Source organism: Baaleninema simplex PCC 7105, from assembly GCF_000332355.1.
In the GTDB taxonomy this organism is placed as follows: domain Bacteria; phylum Cyanobacteriota; class Cyanobacteriia; order Cyanobacteriales; family Geitlerinemataceae; genus Baaleninema; species Baaleninema simplex.
On the sequence record NZ_KB235958.1, the window covers coordinates 1,003,706 to 1,023,074 of the forward strand.

Genomic DNA, 19,369 nt, shown 5'->3' on the forward strand with positions numbered 1-19,369 from the left:
CGATCTAGGTCGTCGATCGAGATTTTAAAAAAAGTTAATATGCGAAAGCACTTTGGTTAAAATTTTAACCGAAATTTAGAGTTCTCTGAGGTGCGGCCTCAACGACAGCGATCGCTAGTCGCGATGCGGCTCGAACTCAGCCGAACGTTCGGCACGAAAGCGCATCGACACTTGCCAGCATTCTGTTAGCAGCCGATGCCACGGCATCAATACAGACATATCGACACCGGCTTTACATCCGGTGGCTTCGATAAGCAATTTGGCCGAGCTGACTTCGTTTTGGGCAGTCTTTACGCGGTGCAGCAGTTCGGCCTGTCGGTCTTCGCCTAAAAACGGTATGGTTTCAGTTTCGAGCAGTTTTCGGGAGCGATCGAACCAATACTGGAAGTCGTCGAGTAGTGGCTCCAGCACCTTTTTGAGCAAGCTCGGCTCAGGAAGATGGGGGCGGTTCATAACTCTATGATTGCAAACTAGCGAACGTATTAATCTTAACGCGATTTACATTTGTTTACAAACTGAGAGAACGAACCGCCGCTCGGATCGACACTGATGTTAGTTGACTCAGCGTTTTTCTTTGTCTTGACAGTCGGGGTTGTAGGAAGGGTCGTGCAAAATCTCTTCAGCACGATAGGTATCGATCGAAGCATCGATGAGTTGACGTACACCTGGAATTTTTCTGAGAAACCGTAAAACGCGATTCGAGGACTTGGGCGCAGAAGGCGTATTGGAGGTCATAACGCACCACCTGTCTGTAACGTTTGATACTGTACCTACTCTCATTGTAGCGATTTGCTCCGATCTCGACTCGAAAACAATTCAACGATCTCGTGATTTGACTTTTTCATCAAGGAAGCGAGTGTCGTTGGCAGGCGATCGCACCACTTCAAGGGTGTTTTCTATTTTTTTCAACAAAATACTCGTCAAATCGATGTCATTTTACATCCTTTTTTAAAAGCTCTAGGACTTACGCAGTTCGACCGAAATTACACTAAATGGAGGGGTCGGTGGGCATTGGTCACGCTACAAATAGTGTAGATGCGTAACTCCTGAAGCTCGTTGAAAAGTCAAAAAAATGTAACGGAAGGATTTACGACTTTGTAACTTTTGGATCTTAAATTTAAAACGAACGAGGGCTGAAACGCCAAGATCGCTGACAAGTTGCTGAAACTGTAGCATCTGAATCGGCAGCGAATTTTAAGACGTTTTAGAACTCGAGCGACTGAAATTTCTCAAATACGAGAGAAATTCAAATCTAAATCGACCGATTTTGGTGTACTTCAAAAAATTGGGAGAACTTCACCGATGAAACTGTTCCGAATGTTAGGTCTTCTGACGATGGCAACACTTGTCGTTCCGGGAGCGGCGATCGCAGGTTTTAGCAATAGTGTTGAGATGGTAGCCGCAGCTCGAGGGAACGATCGCGAAAATACCATTCAACTTGCCAGAAATCGAACGGTAACGGGAACGGTCGAGCGCGTTTGGGAAGATGGTTTTCGCCTCGAGGCGGGCGATCGCAACTATCGTGTAGACAGTTGGGCAGTTTGTGGCGACAACACTGCCAGTCATCTCGCTCCGGGCGATCGCGTCACGGTAACGGGTGAGTTAGAATTTCGCGAATTCGATGCGTATTCGATCGTAAAAGACGACGGAACCTCTGAAGGTTTAGTGGTTTGTCGGTGAAACTTAAGAGATATTTGACATCAGCTATAACAGCTTAAACAGTTGAGTTGGGGGCGTAGTGAATCGTCTCCAACCTGTTTTTTTGTTGACATTTTATACCGCTGGGTCGTCCGCCTCAAGACCGTAACGCACTCACCGGATCGAGGCGACTGGCACGTAACGCCGGTAAAAATCCCGCACCGACACCGACGACAAACGCCGAACCTAACGCCAGCGTCGCCGATCGCCCGTCGAATTCGTAAGGTAAATCGAAAGTATTGCTCACGCCGACAGTAATAAAGTGAACTGTAGCGATCGCACCGACACCTCCCACGACACTCAACACGGTGGCTTCCAAGACAAATTGCAACATCACGTCTCGAGGTTTGGCACCGATGGCCAAACGCAAGCCGATTTCAGCCGTCCGTTCCATCACCGACGCGATGGTAATGTTCGCAATACCCACACCGCCGACGAGTAACGCAATTCCACCAACGGCGAGGAGCGATCGCGATACGGTTTTGAGCGTTTCCTGCTGGGCGAGAATATCGCTAACATTGTTAGACGACCGAAAAACGTGGTCGGGGTAGCGTTTTTCTAACAAGGCGACAGCTTGCTGTTCTAGGATTTCTAAATCTTTGAGGCGGCGAGCGCGAATCGCGATCCAGTGGACGATGTTACGTCCCGAAAGAGCTTGCCAAACCGTAATCGGCATATACATCGTTCCTTGAGGCTCTTCTTCGCCGCCCTCTAAAAGTTTGGTTTCGATAACGCCGCGCACGATAAAAGGACGACCATCGATATAAACGCGTTCGCCAATGGGATCGCGATCGGGAAAGAGGCGATCGACGGCGATGTCGTCGATGACGAGAACGGGACGATAGTTTTCAAAATCGATACGGCTGAAAAATTTACCGTCGGTCATGCGGCGACCGGACACTTTGAGATAATCGCGAGAGACAGCGTAAATCTCGGGGTTGGCTTCGCGATCGAGATAGGTGACAGAGTTGCGATACCACACCCACGTCAGCGCACTCAAGGCTTCAGCTTGAATCAATCGCTCTTGCAAGTACTCCATATCGTCGAGTTGTAACCGTCGAAAGGGTTTGTTGCGCTGCCACGACGACCCGACACCGACTTGGGGCGCTTCCCGTTCGTTGAGTTGTCGTTCGATGACGGTTTGGCTGATATTGCCCACCTGTAACGTCGCACTCACTGCCGTTACCCCCATAAATACACCGAGACTCGTAAGCCCCGATCGCAGGGGATTTCCTTTTAAGGATAAATAGGTCAGTTTAAATAAATCGAGAGGAGAGAGTGCCATAGAGGGAGAGGGGGAGAGGGGGAGAAGGGGAGAAGGGGAGAAGGGGAGAAGGGGAGAAACTATTAACTGTTCCCTGTTCCCTGTTCCCTATCTTCACTGGCGACTGGTGACTGGCGACTGGTGACTGGCGACTGGTGACTGGCGACTGGTGACTGGCGACTGGCGATTGTCTTCATTGTTGTTCGACGGTGATACCCGGTTCGAGTTCGCGGTCGATGGGGGGAACGGCGACGCGATCGCCGGGTTCTAAGCCGGATAGGATTTCAACGACGGTGAGGCCGTCGAGTCCGAGGGTGACGTTTTGGGGACTGACGGTGTTGTTCTCGTCGAGAAGCCAGACGAAGGGATCGGCATCGGGTTGCTGGATGGCTTCGATATCGAGGGAGATCGTGTCGGGTTGGCGATCGAGGACGATTTCGACGTTGACTTGACTACCGGGGATGAGGGTTCCGCTGGGTTCGGTGAGGCGCACGATCGCCCCCACCGCTGCTAGACTTTCTCGACTGCCACTATCGACCGTTTCGCTATCGGCACTTAAGGAGATGCGTTCGACTTCTCCCTCAAAGGTAGCTTCGTCGGGGCCGATGACGGAAATGCGTGCGGGTTGGCCGCTGCGAACCGCTTTGGCGTCGAGGGTCGATAGGTTCAGTTCGACGATTTCGCGATCGGGATCGCCGAGGGTGAGCAGACTTTCGCCGATTTGCACGACGTCGCCCCGTACTACGTCGATATTGAGGACTTTTCCGCCGATCGGTGCGGAGACGATACGGTTTTGTAGGCGATCTTCGATGGTTTGGGCTTCGAGTTGTAACTGTTGTAGGTCTAAGGTGGCGGTGTTGGCTTCGTACTGGGCTTCTTGCAGGGCGATTTCGGCGCTGCGGACGGTGGCGTTGGCTTCGCTGCGTTCTTCTTCGGAGGCGATCGCGTCGTCTTCAATTTGGCGTCGGATGGTTTCAAGACTGGCGCGCAAGCTCTCGAGGCGCAGTTGGGTCGTTCGAACTTGCAGTTCGGCTTGGCGCAGTTCGGCTTCGACGCGGCGCACGGTGTTTTCTGCGTCTTTAAGTTGGTTGAGGGCGATAAACCCCCGATCGAACAAGTCGCGATCGCGCTCTAGGGTTTCCCGTTCGGTGGCGAGGGTTTCGCGGGCGTCGATCGCTGCTTGACGCTGGTTTTCCAATGTTAAGGTTGTTTCTTCGATTTCGTTTTGGCGTTCGACGAGGCTGGCGCGATCGGAGGTTCTAGCTCGACTGAAAACGCGATCGCGCTCTTGACGTGCCGCTGCCAAACTTCGAGAGGCATTTTCGACGTTTTGCTGTTTCGCCTCCACCTCGAGTTCTTGTTGACGAATTCTCAGTAAATGTTCTTCGAGTTGAGTGAGTTCTTCATCGTCCCGCAAGATTGCCAGTTCTTCTCCCGACGACACGCGATCGCCCATCTCCACGCTTAATTCAACGATCGTGGCATCGCTGGGGGCTTTCAGGGTTTGCTGAGAACCGAGTTTTACCGTACCGCTGGCGTTCACGGTGCGTTCGACATCGGTGCGTTCGACGGTTAACACGCGCACGTTGACGGTTTGGGCGGAGTTCGATCGGCGACTGTAGACCACCCATCCTCCAATGCTGGCCGCCGCTAATACGGCCGATCCGGTAATCCACGCGATTCCTCGTTTCATCGCGGAGTTTTTCCATGCTGTCATCGCGTTTGTCCTAGAGCGAGCGATCCGTCTGAGCGTTGTTCGACTTCTATTGTAGGGTTTGCTGAATCAATGTGAAATGTATACCTGGCAAGGATTTTAGGACTTTTTTTCAAAAAAAGGTGCAAGGTTTGGAGATCGAGAGGCTCAAAAACCTTACATTTTCGTCGGCGATGGCTGATTTAATCAGGAAGCGAGAGTCCAAAACAACCATTGGGCAAGCCCTACGGTATCAGAATTCGCTCTGTTCGTCTGGAATGGACAGAAGAATCTTTCTCGTATTTTCCAAAGAGTTGTCGAACAATCAGCCTTCATACGTATCCCGCCGCGTAAACCGACCCACCCCAGCATCATAAAACCGCTGACGCAGATAATACTGCTCTAACTCCCCGTCAAACTGCTCCCCAGCAAACAGGTAGTCGTTCTCGACATCACCCGTCGAATCCAACAACTCCCCGAACGCATCGTAGGTATAGGTCGCGACGACTTCCCCGTTCAAATCCGTCAGCCTTCGTGTACTCCCCAACCCATCGACGAGATAGACCGAAACCTCCCCATCTCGTTCGACGGAAATCAAATCCAAACCGTGGACGTAGCGAACCTTGAGGTTGTCGTCCTCGTACTCCTCCAACACCTGCGCGTAAGGACGGTTGCTATCGACTAAATACGTCGTTTTCGCTCCGTTTACCGTCGAACTGACGCGGATGTTCTCGTCGTCGTACTCGTAAGCCACCGTATCGCCGTCAGCGGTGTTGACTTCCACTAAACGGTTTCGGTCATCCCAGGTGTACGTCGTTTCCTTCCCGTTCCTCGTCTGAGAGGTCAGGTTTCCGTTGTCGTCGTACTCGTAAGTCGTTAAGACTCCGTTAGCTGTCGATTTCAACAGGCGATCGTTTTTCCCTTTCCCCTAATTTCGTTTATAAATCCTCTGTATCTAGAGGATACATAACGATTGTAAGATTTATTGGGAAAATAGTGAGACGTTCGATCAGATCTGAGCTTAGAAAAATCGAACCTGAAATGTCATCTTCTTCGGCGAAGAAGCTGCAATAAATTTCAATTTCACAATCTGAAATAATTTTTTGAAATTTACTAGAATTGGATTCTATGACTGAAATTAGTTGTTCAACATAAACTTCTAAGCAAGAAGCATCTTCTGATTTTCCATCTAAAGACCAAGATGATACTTCTCTTCGCTTCCCATTTGGATAACGCTTGCTAAAGAGACTACCTTTTTCATGAAATCTGTCAGGAATAATTCCTAATGTGTCAGTTATTTGTTGAGGACTCAATTTTTTGCTGGTCATATGGAGACTTGCTTTATACATTTTAGTGATGTCTACTTATTTGTTTTGTAATCTTCTAGAGGGTTTGTTTTCATTCTGGATAATCTACGTGATCGCCAAGATTGCCAATAGGATCTCCAGAAAAAATGCCTTTCTCTAATTGAATAAAAACATCTCCTGTTTTAACATCCACACCAACATCTGGATTGTTTTTCTTTCCATATGCTCGAACGATACCCGCTTCTTTAACTGCGTGAATTGCATCCTTAATTTCTTTGTTAGAAAGACCAGTTCGATTGGCAATATTACCGACTTTGGTAGTAAGACTCTTCGGATCGGGGTGTACGTTTTCATAAGCAGCATTAAATACATACTGAACTAAGTCATATATATCACTATTTGGAAAAGTTTCTCGATACTCATGCTCTGGCTCAACCCCTTCCCCAAACCCTCCAGTCCGACGACCGAAATCGAGAATGCGATCGAGAATCCCGTCATTATTGGGGAATGTTTCCTGCTCGTCAGGAATAGAACCTTCTCCGGGGAACGGGAACGGAACTGGAGGGGGTGGGTCGTCAGTAGTGGTCAAGCGATGAATTTGATGGCTTGCATTACCGGCACTTACAAGAATGCCCATAACCGCAACGGTAGCCAGTTGTGCATTTATCGAAGTAGCGGAAAGCCCACTCGGATCGACAAAGTTAACCGGGTTCGCATTCCCGTACAGATACTTATGCAGGGTAATCGGCTCGCCAATCCGTCCCTCATAAGTATCCCGCCGCGTAAACCGCCCCACCCCAGCATCATAGAACCGCTGACGCAGATAATACTGCTCTAACTCCCCGTCAAACTGCTCCCCAGCAAACAGGTAGTCGTTCTCAACCTCACCCGTCGAATCCAACAACTCCCCGAACGCATCGTAGGTGTAAGTGGCGACGACTTCCCCATTCAAATCCGTCAGCCTTCGTGTACTCCCCAACCCATCGACGAGATAGACCGAAACCTCCCCATCTCGTTCGACGGAAATCAAATCCAGACCGTGGACGTAGCGAACCTTGAGATTCTCGTCCTCGTACTCTTCCAACACCTGCGCGTAAGGACGATTACTATCCACCAAATAGGTTGTTTTCGTTCCGTTCACCGTCGAACTGACGCGGATGTTCTCGTCGTCGTACTCGTAAACCACCGTATCGCCGTCAGCGGTGTTGACGTTCACTAAACGGTTGCGATCGTCCCAGGTGTAGGTCGTTTCTTTCCCGTTCGTCGTCTGGGAAGTGAGGTTTCCGTTGTCGTCGTACTCGTAAGTCGTTAAGACTCCGTTGGCTGTCGATTCCAACAAACGGTCATTGTCGTCATAAACGTAAGTCGTTTCTCCCTCAACCGAATCGACTCGTTTCAGACGGTTCCCCACATCGTCGTATTCATAAGAAACCGTCCGTCCGTCAAAGCGTTCCTGCGTCAAGCGACCCAAATCGTCGTACTCGTATTCGACGGTTCGAGTATCGTTTTCCGTTACCGAGATACGATTTCCCGCATCGTCCAACTCGTAATCGTAACTGGCGACGACTTCACCGTTGCGCGTCTGTTCCAACCCCTCCAGACGGTTCGACTCGTCGTACTGGCGAGTTTCCACTACCCCATTCGGTAACACCGTCTCCACGAGGTTGTTGACTGCATCGTACTGATACGTCGTCGTTCCCTGAGACGAATCGCTGACGGTTTCCAAACGATTTCGTTCGTCAAACCTGTAATCCGTCACCCCACCCGGCGTTTCGACCTGCGTGCGATTTCCCGCAATGTCGTACTCGTACTCAATACTGAAGCCGTCCGCAGTATAAACCCCATCTGGGTCGGTGCGTCCGACGAGGCGGTTATTGTGGTCGTAGGCGAAACTCGTCGTCCCGCGACTGTCCGTCACCGTTTCCTGCAATCCCGTCGGCGTGTAGGTGTAGCTGACATCGGGGTCGTTAGGAAGGTCGATGTCAGTCAACCAGTTCCGAGGATTGTAGCTGTAGCTGGTCGTCTCCCGGTTGAAGTCCGTGTAGGACAGTAAATTCCCGTTTTTATCGTAAGTCGAAGTGGAGGTCTGACCTTCAGGAAGTTCGACGCCAGTCCGCCGTCCCACTAAATCGTACTTGAAGGTCGTGCGGTGGTCGTTGGCATCCTCCTGCCAAATTTGACGACCGAGTTCGTCGTAACCGTATTCCGTGCGAATCTCGCGACCCTCGAGGAACCCGACGACATCGGTGAGACGACCCAACTTGTCGTATTCGTATTCGGTGCGTCGATCTAAAGGATCGATGGAGGCGACGCGGCGACCGAGTTTATCGTACTCCGTTTCTGTAGAAGTCTCGTCGGCGTAAATCGTTTCCACGAGACGACCCAAATCGTCGTAGCGGTAGGTGGTAGTGCGGTTCAGCGCGTCGGTGACCGTTTCCTGGCGTCCGGCTTGGTCGTAAGTGACGGTTTCGCGGGGGTTGTCGTCGAGGGTATCGGGAGTTTTATCGGGATAAATCGTTTCGATGCGGCGACCGAGAGCATCGTAACGGTATTCGGTACGATTTCCCCGTTCGTCGATATTGGCTTTGACTTCTCCCGTGGCGTAGTATTCGGTGGTGGTGCGGGGATAGCGGCTGTCGTCGAGATAGCTTGGCGTCTCGTCGGGATAGACCACCTGCGTCCAATCGACATCGGCGACGGTGGTTCCCGTCAGTCCCAACGCCTCGAAGAAGGGGGTCAAACCGTTGTCGTCGGCGTTCGGCGCGATGGTTTCGATGAGTTGTCCGACGGCGTTGTAGCGGAAGTGAGTAACTCGTCCGGCTTCGTCGATGGAGGCGCGACGGCGACCGCCTTTGTCGTAGAGGGTGATGCTGCGGGGGTTATCCTCGAGGGTATCGGGGGTGTCGTCGGGATAAATGGTTTCGACGAGTTGGTTTTTGGCGTCGTAGACTGAATGTGTGGTGGTGCCTCGGGGGTCGGTGACGGCGATTTGATTGCCGTTATCGTCGTATTGGTAGTCCGTGCGCTGGTCTTCGGCATCGAGATGGTAGTCGAGACGACCTTCTGCATCGTAATGCCATTCTGTAACGACCGCTTCGACGCCGTCGGGTGTGGTGACGGTTTGGGTTTCTTCCGTTCTCAACCCGCTGGGATTATAGCGGTAAACGGTTTCTCCGTCGAGGGCGTCGGTGACTTGACGGACGTTGCCTTTAGGGTCGTACTCGAACTCGGTGGGATTACCGTCCGCATCGGTTAGGAACCGTAGCTGTCCGCGATTGTCGTACTCGAATTGGGTGACGTTTCCTTCGGCGTCTTTCGTCGAGCGCAAATTACCGCGATCGTCGTAGTCATACGTCGTCGTGTTTCCGGCGGGGTCGGTTTCCGTCAGCAGGCGGTTGTTGTCGTCGTAAGTGGAACGAGTGACGCGATCGAGGCTGTCAGTTTCTGTTAACTTATTACCATTGGAATCATAAGTCCAAGTCGTCGTTCGCCGCTGTTCGACCCCATCTTCAACGGTGACGAGAGTTTCAGTTAAGACGTTATTATCCTCGTCGTAAGTCCGCTCGGTTTTCTTGCCTAGAGCATCGATTTCCGTGACGACGTTGCCGCGATCGTCGTAAACGTAAGTGGTGGGATTGCCAAAAACATCCTCGACCGTTTGCAGCGAATTCTCGGGGTCGTAATCGATTTCAACCGCTTCCCCATTCACATCCAACGTCCGTTTCAACCGACCCTTCTCGTCGTACTCCGTCCGCACCGCCGGACGTCCCAAGGGGTCGATTATCTCGTCGAGATAGTGAGGACGCTCGTCCACACCGTAGCCGAACTGCGTCGTAATCTCCTCGCGGTCCGTCACCGCGACCAAATCTCCCGCCGCGTCGTACTCGTAACTCACCACTTCCCCGTCGGGGTCGGTAATTTCGGTGATGCGACCTTTTGCATCTCGCGCGAACGTCACCGCCACTCCCGTATCGCTGAAGATACCGTCGTCGGTAAACGTCAACTCGTTTCCGTTGAGGTCTGTCGCCGCGACCAAATCTCCCGTCGCTCCGTCGATTTCGTATTCGATGCCGTCCTTCGTCGTCAGGATGTAAGAGCCGCCAAAAACCGGATCGGCGGGATTGTACGGTCGTCCCGTCCCGAGTTGAACGTACTGTCCGTTGCTGTACGCCAACGTCGAATTCGCCGATCGCCAAGCTCCACCGTTCTTCGGACGCAAACTCGCAAAGACCCCGTCGTCGGCCACAAATTCCGGTTGATACAAGCCAGCATTGGCACCGGGAGCTTGCAGGAAACGAGAAATCGGGTCGAGTCGAGGCTCGAAGGTAAACCCAACTCGTTTACCTCCCGGAACCGTCACGTACACCCGGTCTCCATCTTTGAATCCCGGCAACTGTCCCAACAACTCCTGTTCCGGCGTCGGCTTCGGCAAACTCGTCCGCAAGTCGGTGTCGCGGAATTCTAAACGCCAACCGTAACCTAACTCGTCCGACCAGTTCGAGGTCAACGAATCGTAAGTCCGGGTCACCGAAATCGGAATCCCCGAAACGGGAATCTCCATGTCCGTAAACGAGAGTTGGAAATTGCCCAACTTCAACTCCCCGGCTACGTCGACGATTTCCTCGACGCTCGAGAGGTTCCCCGCTGTATCGGCGGCGGTCAAGCGCAGGCGATAGCTGTCGTTGAGCAATGTGGTCGGGTCGAACTCTCCCAAGGTCGAATTCGCCTCGATATCGGTATCTTCGACGCGCAGGAACTCCACGAACTCGCCCCCGGCCGCAGGAGCCACTTCTAAACTGTAATAATCCAGCGTGCCGTCGGGGTCGTGTGCGGTTCCCAGAACGTCGGTGAAGTGGGTAATCGGGGTTTCCCACACCGTCGGATCGAGGGACACCACCGGCGGATTCGTATCGCTGGGGTCGAAGACTTCGACTGACAGCGTGGCTTCGCCTCGATTTCCTGCCTTGTCCGTGGCGATGGCTTTCAAATCGAGGGTTCCGAGTTCCTCAGCACTCAAACGAGCGAAGCCGTTGGCATCGAGCAGCACGGCGCGATCGCCTCGCCTCTCATCCTCGATACGGAGCGACATCACGATCGGTCTCTATCTTCGCCTCGACGATGGTAAGATTTGGGCTGAGACGGACAATACCGATCTCTGCGCCTCGCCGCCAAGATTCCCCAGGAAGACATCGTTCTGGGCTTTCACCATCGCCGCAAGCGTCCTTTTGTCGCCGTTCGATATTTCGGGCGGATCTCTGTTTCTCAAATATTAAGTTGGTGGCGATCGAGTTGAGGTGTTTGCCCTCGCTCTCGGGTACGAACCGGTTCGTGGGGACGTTGAAGGGGGTTTCGTGTAGGAGAAAAAATGTAAGATGATTCTAAATGCGATCGTCCATCCGATTCGATCTTCCCATCGTGTGAATCCCTTGTGTCACATTGGATCGTTAATGGTAATGGAATAGAGAGAATGGGCGATCGAAATCCAGACTAAATCCGATCGGATACTTTTTAGCAGATTTTGAATTGCGGTATCATACAAATATTACTTTAATCGAAAAATAAAATCAATGGACGTTAAAGAATTTTTAAAGCATTGGGAAGCTGGAGAAATAGATTTTACTGGTATCTATATGAGAGAGGTAAGCCTAAACAAAGAAGCAATTCAATTGGATTTTTTGCGATCTCCTCTATATTGGAAAACTAGTATTATTTTCAAAAATGCAAAACTTTTGGGAGTTGATTTTAGTAGATTAGACTTATCTAATGCAAACTTTCAAAATGCAAATTTAAAAGGTTCTATTCTTACACCGTGTCGGTTGGAAGACGCTAACTTCAAGAATTGTGATTTAAGCCAAGTTGATTTAGTTGGTGCAAATCTGCGTAATGCTAATCTAAGTTGGGCAAATCTTGAAGGTGCAAATCTTGAAGGTGCAAATCTTGAAGGTGCAAATTTCTATAAAGCCAATCTTACAGACACAAATTTGAGAGATGTAAATTTACAAACAACCCTAAACTTACATACTGCTACGTTAGATCGAACTATCTTTGGTATTCTACGTTACCCTTATAGACCAATGGCTTTCTATGAAAGATTGAGTATTTTATCTAGCTTTAATCAAAAGTCAAGTTTTGAAAGAAATCAATTTTTAAAAGAATATAAAGATGGAAGAAGAGATTTTAGTAGACAAAATCTAATTCAAATTGATTTAAGTTATGTAAATTTGGAAGGAGTGATTTTACGAGATGTAAATCTTCATCAAGCTAATTTTCAAGGCAGTAACTTTAAAAATTGCAATTTCTATGGAGCATTACTAACTGAATCAAATTTACAGAATTGCGATCTACAAGAAGCTAATTTACATAATACTTATCTATCTGGATCTAATTTACAGGGTTCTCAACTCAGGGAAGCTAACTTAGAACTTGCATTACTAGAAGTGGTCGATCTATCTACAGCAGATTTATTCGGGGCAAATCTCAATTTTGCTTCTTTGGTTGGTTCAAACCTAACTGAAACCAATTTACGAAGTGTAATGTTAACAAATGCTGATCTGACAGGAGCCGATTTAATTCGTGCGAATCTAGTATTGGCCAACTTAACTGGAGCAAATTTAACTGAAGCCAATTTATCTTATGCTAACTTATCGAGATCGAGGCTCAATCGAGCTAACTTATTTAAAGCTGATTTAACATCGACAAATTTTGAATTTGCTGACTTCATTGAAACCGATCTTAGAGAAACAAAAGGATTTTTGGAATCAATCGATTTTGCTCTTTGTCGTGATGCCAAGTGTTGGAAAACAATTTTCCCTGATGGAGAAATTGAGTTAAATCCAGATCGTCTGAGAGGGTAATAGAGTCTCGCCGATTTAAGCTGCGATCGCTGACCCCTTCGGTATCAGAGTAGTGCTGCACTCTAATGATGCTGCTCAGTCAAAATCCTTCCATGGAAAAGATTTAAGAACAGGGTAAGCTCATCTAATTTTGTAGCCAATTTACTTGACAAACAAAACAAAATGGCTATTCGGAGTTTAGGGTGACAGAAAAACTAACTTCACGAGATTTCAAAGGTTTTGGCTCTCGAATTCTCGATTTTTTGTGTTATTTTATACATTTCTAACCACAAACTCCGAAGACCCAACAACAAAATGGGTAGTCATGCACAGTGATGATGGCGAGCGCGGATTGAAGCATTATAATGATGGACGAAGTCCCAAATCGCGCCCACGTGATTTTCTAACTTTTTAGAAAAAGATAAAGTTTTACGAACGAGTCGAGACACACGCTGACGAAGAGTATTGTTGAATCTTTCAATATAACGGGTTTTTCCCGAATCCTTTTCAACAGCTTTATGTCGTTTGCCAGGGCAAGCGTATCTAAATGTGTATTAAAATTTACAGATTTTTGGTCATAGATGTGTGTTGAATCCTGACCGGACGTAAAACTTGCTTTCCAGTGCGATCGCCGCCTTCACGTTTGCCCAAAATACATGGATTTTTGTAAAGACAAGGAGCTGCTCATCTTAACAATTTAGGCTCTCAGGGGAGCCTAAAAATAGGTCAATCCTTTGCCAGACAAGCAACTCATGATATAGCCTGCTTGTCAACCTTTGTTAAGATGCGCTGACCCTACAAAAGAGGGTTATACCAAATCCTGTTCCCAAACCTGCTAAACTTTTAAGCCGCAAATTCCAGCCAATGATAGTTCGTTAAATCCCGAATCTCTTCTTGCATCTGTTCTTGAAGGACACAGCACCTTTTCCCCAACACTTCTTCAAGTTCCTCAATAGTTTCAAAATAAGTGTTAACTAAGGGTTCATCGACTAACTTCCACAAGCGTTCGGCCGGTTGTAACTCGGGCGAGTATGGAGGTAAATATTCAATTTCCATTCCTGAAGGCACTTCCACTTTCGGACTGGTATGCCATCCCGCTCGATCTTCTACTAACAAAATAATTTTCTCTGCGGCAGCACCCACATCTTTGGCAAAGGTTTGAAAGACTAAATTCAACCATTGAACATTCACTCGTGGGATTAAATACCAATGAGTTTCTCCCGTCTTTGGGTTCACAAATCCATAGACGTATACCCATTCGTATCGATGCTCCACTATCGCATCTGGTCTTTGTCCCGTTAAAGCCCAGACTTTGGCGAGAATGGGTTTCAATCCCACCCGATGTTCGTCGAAAAACCAAAGCTGGACTTCGGTGTTGGGATGCTTTTCTTGTAGCTTTCTCACCTTAATAGGTAAGTTTTTCTTGAATTCTTCCTGTTCTTCTTTATTTCCTTTTTTGTGCTTTGGTCTCGGCCTCTGCCAAGAGTAGCCGCACTTTTTTAAATAGTCCCATCCCCTTTGCTTCCAAACTTTTTCTCGTCCGGCTTCTTTTTCGATCCACCGGGCAACTTTGGGTCCAGTCCACTGTCCTCCATCCTCCGGTTTCTCCTTTAACGCTTCTTGAAGTTTTTGCAATTGTTCTTCTTTCAGTAATGGGGTTCGACCTCCCGCATAAGACCGATTTTTATTTCGCTGATTTCTGATCGATTTTTCTCCTTGTTCGTTATAGTTTTTGACGACTTCTCGGGCATAGCCATAACTGATTCCCACTGCGACGGCACTATTTTTAATCGTCCATCCTGACGCGACTTTCCATGTCGGAATGCCATCTCTTTGTCTCTACCGGGTCGCGGCTCTTTCTATATCTGTTTTTAAGTTCTTCTACTGGCAAATGGGGAACTATCGTTGCTGTTCTCGGCATCACTTTTTAAGTCTGAAGTTTTAACTATTATAGCGTGGCTTTGACAACTGGATTCCGTATAATACGGAATCCAGTTTTGAAAAACCTGTTTTGCGGCCCCCGTCGTAAATTCCCTGTACGCCAGGACTTAAATCGATTTTGGGCAATCGCGTTAAAAGGAGCTATGGTGTGCAGATTCCGTATTACTCCTCATCGCTACCCTTTTTCTAACAGGATCTTTCCCCGGTTTGACAAAAGAGGGCTAAACTGTTGTTTCTTATCATCCTGTAGAGTTCTGCTCTAATAGCTGCTCTATGGTTTTTCCAAGAGCCATACTTGGAAAAACTACAGTCTCTATAGAATCCTGAATACTTTTATCTAAATCTATGAAGAAATCTAGTTTAGTTATATCTTCAATTACCCGGACAGATGTTTGCCATCTCTCCCAATTTTTGTTAAGATCTACACCTTTCTTTTTGTAAGGAAATGTAGGATCGTTAGGAGCTATTATAGCTATTGTCTCCTTAATTCCGTTACCAATATTTAAATTATTAATATCTTTATTGAAATATTGATCGTCTAAAATTAAAGCTACTTTCCATGTGTATTGAGGAATGTCAATTCCTGCTTTTCGTAAATCATCTATTCCCTTATCTTGATATAAATCGTAGAGAGCTTTTTTAGTTTCTTCATTGGTAAATGGAATACCTCCAGCAAAAACATATATATCATTTCCATCTTTTGCTTTGTCTTGTAAATACTTCTCTAGACTTTGCCAAGGGAAATCATATTTCGTTTGTGGAAGAACATTAGAAAAAATGAAGGTTGAATCATAGTCTTTCTGAGAACGATTGCGATCTGCGGCTGCAGCAAGATGTCCTTTATCAAATATATTTGAATAGTTTTCTTCAATAGGTCTCAAAAATGGGTTTCCACCTAAGTTTGTAGGCAAGGTAAGATCTTCTGCAAAATTCAGTGTTCGTGGTGCAAGATCTGAAGGTTTTGGGTTTTGATGCCAGATATTATTGAGTCGATAGCCAACCCAATTTGGACTTTTAATACTCTTGTTGAAAGATAGAGAATAACTAGGCTTGTGAATTAAGTAGTTATTAGAAAAATTTGCTGCATCAGTTTTAGCTTTCTGTTTGCTCCCATTTTCTGAAATTAAAGCTGGGACTCCAAATATCAAATGTTCGCTGCCAAAATTGAGATTATCAAAATAGACAGGAACTTTTCCCTCAACAGAAATCTCGATCTGTCCTGTCTCGTCTCGCAAATCCTCTGGCACATCTACATAAAATGTTTCAAATCCATTTTGAGCATAGCCAAGACGATTGAACTGACCTTGAACAGTATAAGCACTATCTGTTTCTACAATAGCCCTCTCATAACTACGTAAGTCCACGGCAGGAAGTTCTATGTTTGGTGCGTAATCTTCTGGTAATCGGTTCGTTTCATATTGTTTATTATATTCTTCACTTTGAATCTCATACCTCAAAGGATCTGGACTTTTAAGTTCCGTTCCATTAATAGAAACCTTCACAAAACTAGTCTTGTCGTTAGGAGCTGCAGGTTTGGGGACAAAAAGATCGAATCGTAATTGCCCTTCAAGTGGAATAAATTGAGGATCTTTGATCAGTGTGCTACCTGGCTCAATTTTAGTAGCACTCTCGTTCAAATCGATATTTGCTTTAGTCAGATGATTTTGTAGTGCTTGAGCTTTGTCGCTCGATAACTCATTGATAATATCCTGTAGTGTCATTGTTGGAAGCTCAGTGTTCTCGCTCGATCCAGAGGCTGAGGCACTTTGAATAGAGATTGATTCACCATTGTTATCCTTATAAAAAGACCAGCCTGGAATTGCCTCTTCACGATTAAAGAGGCTGGCCATGGGCGAATCGGGAGCGGTCGTAATCTCAAAATTACCGTTGAAAACATCAGGAACCGCCGCATCCCCGCGATTTTCCTCACCATTAGTATTATCAAACGTCACTGGTTAGCGTCGGTCTAACCGAGCTTCCGGCCGTAAATCTTTGCCCCCTCCCAACACCGAGTAGAACCATCCCGTCCCGATCCCTTCATGGGGAGCAGACTCGTCCTCGAGTGCAAAGTTAGCCGCCGTATGGTCGGGAACGTACCAAGGATTCGCCAGACCGCTTTCAAATTCCGAGTTGTTTGCCAACTCTGGATCGAACAAATGCTCGTGGAAGCTGTCTCCCAAGCGGCGATACAGAGCGTCGGGGGCTTCCGTTTCCGAGAGATCGACCGTTCCGTCGTACCAGGACACCGTTCGACCGTGAACCGCACCTCGTCCCAAGCCCAAAATCGCATCGGTTTCCCGCGTAAATCCAGCACGGCTATCTTCCCGACGAACGTTTCCACTCACCTCGGATTGAACCGTTCCCCCCAAAAACACATTGAGGTCGGCATCGGGAATCGCTCGTCCCGCTGGCGTTCCGGTGAGGTTGTTCCGAAGTTTTGGAACCGTTTGATAGTAGTTGTCGGCAAACGTCACGTTTTCCCACACCTGAATCTCAGGTTCGTAGAACGTGGGGAATCCGAATCCTGCAAACGACAAACTGGGTTGCTCGAAATCGTGAGGGTCGATGGTGGTCATCTGAAGGTCGCGAACTCCCGACCCCATCGCACCCCCCGCTTCGGGGAAATGCTTACCGAGACGCTGAATCATTTCGCTGTTGACGACTGTACCGCGACTGAAGCCAATAAAGTGTAGCGGCGAATCGAAAACCTTACCGTGTTGGGTGACGTATTCTCCGGTCGTTACATCGAGTTCGGCATCTCCCCCGAGGCTTCGATCGAGATCGACGAGAGCGGCAAAGAATACATCGGCGGCAGCTTCGCTAAACCCAGAATCGGGAATATGGGATTGAGAACCTTCCGACCAATCCGGCAATAGCACCAGCGGTTGACCGAGATAGCTGCTCGGTTCGACGTTCGGACGCGGAGCGCCAGATTCGTCGATCGCATCCCATTCTCCCGTATCGCTGTTGTAGCGCATAATCAGGCCGTCTCCCCCAGCGCTGGCAATATTTCCCGCTAAGTTGTAGATGTTGTCGGGGATGCCCTCGGGGGCTGTCGGAAGCCGGAAGCCGTGAGTGAGAACCGTAACGCTGCTGAACGTGAACGGAGACGTGGTTTCTAGAGGATGTACGCTGAGCTGTTCGACATCCTCATCGAGAATTTTTCCGGTTTTATCGAGAGCTTGTACCGCCCAGTGATAGGTTTGTCCTGCCGTTAACTGGCGATCGTCCGGTAGTGTCAACTGCGTCGCCGTATTGGGTGGAGCGCCTTCTGAGGTGGCCAGTGGAGTCGAACCGTCATAACCGTACCACTGTCCGTCTCGCCAGGTTGCCGTGAGAATCCGACCGGGATTGAAATCGTCGTAACCGTTCCAATCTCGCGTTAGCAGTTCTGCCCTTTCTGGCACATTTAACACATCGAAGATCGTACGAGACGAACCGACAGTTTCTCCAGTAAAGTCCCACCAATTCACGACGTTATCCCCAGGGAACAACCCTTCTCCTTCCTCAAAGGTACTGACAAATACGTTAATTTCCGAAATGTCGTCCTCGTCGATTTCTTCAAAATCCCAAGTTAACGTCGGCGTGAGATCGTCGCCGGGGGCTGCATTCAACGACACGACATCGACTGTCGAAGCCACTGTGACACTGTAGTCCTCACCGTCTGTCGTTATGGGAGCCAAAGGATCGTCCGGATCGACCTCGTAGCGCCGTTCTCCTGTGATTGGGTTTTCTGTGGTTTTCAACCGTCCCGCCAGGAAAATATTCGGATTGAGTTCCTCAATCGGTTGAGAGCGCAAGTCCTCCCAATGACTCGGGTTACTCGCCGTTGCCAACATCTGCTCGACATCGAAAACGAAGGTACTTTCGAGTCCCGGATAGGCAGCGTACAAGGCTTTTCCGTCGCCGGAGAGCGCCACGCCGTTAACCTGAGCTTCGGGGAGCGATCGCGTCCCCGCCACCAATTGCGGGTTGTCGCTCAGGGCATCTTTAATAATGCCGATGTTGCCTTTACCGTTCCAACCGGGGAGTCCGAGACCCAAGGCGCGATAGTTGTGACCGGCGACAAAGGCGTAGTGAGTATCTTCGTAAGGAACCACAACCACTTCAACGGCTTCGTTGACATCGAAGTCGTCGAAGGAACTACCCAGAGACAGCGGCGTGTAGTGAATCGTGGCTTGGAAATCGCTGGGGTCGTTGTGGGTAATCGACAGCACGCCGTATCCCTTTCCGTCTTCGTTGCGGTTGGTGAAGACCATTTTGTTAGGGTCGGGAGTGTCAGCCAATCCTTCGGGTCGCCAACTCGTTTCGATCGCGGCGATGGATTCGTGCCAGCGTCGGGGGTTAGTGACTATAAGTATAATTAGTTAGATATAGCGTGAGTTGAACTGGAGGAAAATATGACGAGAAAAATGACGACTGAGGAATTGTTAGAGCGCTATGCAGTGGGAGAGCGAGACTTTACAGGGATTGAGTTTGACAAGTCTGAAGCAGATAAAGGAGATAGGCGATAGGCGGGTGCATCCCAATCTTGCAAGACTCAGTCTGAGAATTGATGGTTCAGGTAGGCACATCGGTGCTTTAGCACTTGTTGCACGTTGTCTTCGTGCCACTGAGCCCCTGAATCTTAACC

Annotated in this window: 12 protein-coding genes and 1 pseudogene; 2 read left to right on the plus strand and 11 right to left on the minus strand. The window is 48.6% G+C overall.

The genetic code is table 11. The features are described from left to right. Window positions 1-114: 114 nt before the first annotated feature. Both GEI7105_RS0106505 and GEI7105_RS38285 read right to left on the minus strand, forming a co-directional pair. Complete coding sequence (locus tag GEI7105_RS0106505; RefSeq protein ID WP_017659667.1) at window positions 115-453, minus strand: DUF2605 domain-containing protein; 339 nt, start codon at window positions 451-453, stop codon at window positions 115-117. A gap of 108 nt (window positions 454-561) precedes the next feature. Further along, on the minus strand, window positions 562-735 hold the full coding sequence (locus GEI7105_RS38285; protein ID WP_017659668.1) for a hypothetical protein: 174 nt from the start codon (window positions 733-735) through the stop codon (window positions 562-564). Window positions 736-1,302: 567 nt separating this feature from the next. On the opposite strand from GEI7105_RS38285, the gene GEI7105_RS29360 reads away from it, so the two are divergent. Continuing rightward, the gene (locus tag GEI7105_RS29360; RefSeq protein WP_026097475.1) at window positions 1,303-1,680 is read left to right on the plus strand and encodes an OB-fold nucleic acid binding domain-containing protein; all 378 of its coding nucleotides are present in this window, start codon (window positions 1,303-1,305) and stop codon (window positions 1,678-1,680) included. Between the two features lie 115 nt (window positions 1,681-1,795). Here GEI7105_RS29360 and GEI7105_RS0106520 read toward each other — a convergent pair whose 3' ends face one another. The 5 genes from GEI7105_RS0106520 to GEI7105_RS36845 form a co-directional block, all read right to left on the minus strand. Then, on the minus strand, window positions 1,796-2,983 hold the full coding sequence (locus GEI7105_RS0106520) for an ABC transporter permease (protein ID WP_026097476.1): 1,188 nt from the start codon (window positions 2,981-2,983) through the stop codon (window positions 1,796-1,798). Window positions 2,984-3,155: 172 nt separating this feature from the next. Beyond that, window positions 3,156-4,655, minus strand: a complete 1,500-nt coding sequence (locus GEI7105_RS33205; protein ID WP_017659671.1) for an efflux RND transporter periplasmic adaptor subunit — start codon at window positions 4,653-4,655, stop codon at window positions 3,156-3,158. Window positions 4,656-4,980: 325 nt separating this feature from the next. Further along, window positions 4,981-5,559 (minus strand): RHS repeat-associated core domain-containing protein, encoded by a 579-nt coding sequence (locus GEI7105_RS0106530; protein WP_017659672.1) that lies wholly within the window; start codon window positions 5,557-5,559, stop codon window positions 4,981-4,983. A gap of 34 nt (window positions 5,560-5,593) precedes the next feature. Next, entirely contained in the window at window positions 5,594-6,004 is a 411-nt protein-coding gene (locus tag GEI7105_RS34485) for a DUF4279 domain-containing protein (protein ID WP_083862331.1), read from the minus strand. A gap of 49 nt (window positions 6,005-6,053) precedes the next feature. Continuing rightward, window positions 6,054-11,051 (minus strand): RHS repeat-associated core domain-containing protein, encoded by a 4,998-nt coding sequence (locus GEI7105_RS36845; RefSeq protein ID WP_017659673.1) that lies wholly within the window; start codon window positions 11,049-11,051, stop codon window positions 6,054-6,056. A 478-nt stretch (window positions 11,052-11,529) separates the two neighbouring features. Here GEI7105_RS36845 and GEI7105_RS0106540 point away from each other — a divergent pair, with 478 nt between their 5' ends. Beyond that, the gene (locus GEI7105_RS0106540) at window positions 11,530-12,816 is read left to right on the plus strand and encodes a pentapeptide repeat-containing protein (RefSeq protein ID WP_017659674.1); all 1,287 of its coding nucleotides are present in this window, start codon (window positions 11,530-11,532) and stop codon (window positions 12,814-12,816) included. Window positions 12,817-13,118: 302 nt separating this feature from the next. On the opposite strand, the pseudogene GEI7105_RS34490 reads toward GEI7105_RS0106540, so the two are convergent. The 4 genes and pseudogenes from GEI7105_RS34490 to GEI7105_RS0106555 all read right to left on the minus strand — a co-directional run. After that, window positions 13,119-13,328 (minus strand): annotated as a pseudogene (locus tag GEI7105_RS34490) (IS1 family transposase); the annotation flags it as partial. A gap of 310 nt (window positions 13,329-13,638) precedes the next feature. Further along, the gene (locus GEI7105_RS0106545) at window positions 13,639-14,565 is read right to left on the minus strand and encodes an IS630 family transposase (RefSeq protein ID WP_017659675.1); all 927 of its coding nucleotides are present in this window, start codon (window positions 14,563-14,565) and stop codon (window positions 13,639-13,641) included. A 410-nt stretch (window positions 14,566-14,975) separates the two neighbouring features. Further along, on the minus strand, window positions 14,976-16,688 hold the full coding sequence (locus GEI7105_RS0106550) for a DNA/RNA non-specific endonuclease (protein WP_017659676.1): 1,713 nt from the start codon (window positions 16,686-16,688) through the stop codon (window positions 14,976-14,978). A gap of 3 nt (window positions 16,689-16,691) precedes the next feature. After that, the gene (locus GEI7105_RS0106555; RefSeq protein ID WP_017659677.1) at window positions 16,692-19,022 is read right to left on the minus strand and encodes a hypothetical protein; all 2,331 of its coding nucleotides are present in this window, start codon (window positions 19,020-19,022) and stop codon (window positions 16,692-16,694) included. Window positions 19,023-19,369: the final 347 nt, after the last annotated feature.

Bases quoted from the DNA above. Each gene is read 5' to 3' on its own strand.
- GEI7105_RS0106505 (WP_017659667.1), bottom strand. From the start codon at position 453: ATGAACCGCCCCCATCTTCCTGAGCCGAGCTTGCTCAAAAAGGTGCTG.
- GEI7105_RS38285 (WP_017659668.1), bottom strand. From the start codon at position 735: ATGACCTCCAATACGCCTTCTGCGCCCAAGTCCTCGAATCGCGTTTTA.
- GEI7105_RS29360 (WP_026097475.1), top strand. From the start codon at position 1,303: ATGAAACTGTTCCGAATGTTAGGTCTTCTGACGATGGCAACACTTGTC.
- GEI7105_RS0106520 (WP_026097476.1), bottom strand. From the start codon at position 2,983: ATGGCACTCTCTCCTCTCGATTTATTTAAACTGACCTATTTATCCTTA.
- GEI7105_RS33205 (WP_017659671.1), bottom strand. From the start codon at position 4,655: ATGAAACGAGGAATCGCGTGGATTACCGGATCGGCCGTATTAGCGGCG.
- GEI7105_RS34485 (WP_083862331.1), bottom strand. From the start codon at position 6,004: ATGTATAAAGCAAGTCTCCATATGACCAGCAAAAAATTGAGTCCTCAA.
- GEI7105_RS36845 (WP_017659673.1), bottom strand. From the start codon at position 11,051: ATGTCGCTCCGTATCGAGGATGAGAGGCGAGGCGATCGCGCCGTGCTG.
- GEI7105_RS0106540 (WP_017659674.1), top strand. From the start codon at position 11,530: ATGGACGTTAAAGAATTTTTAAAGCATTGGGAAGCTGGAGAAATAGAT.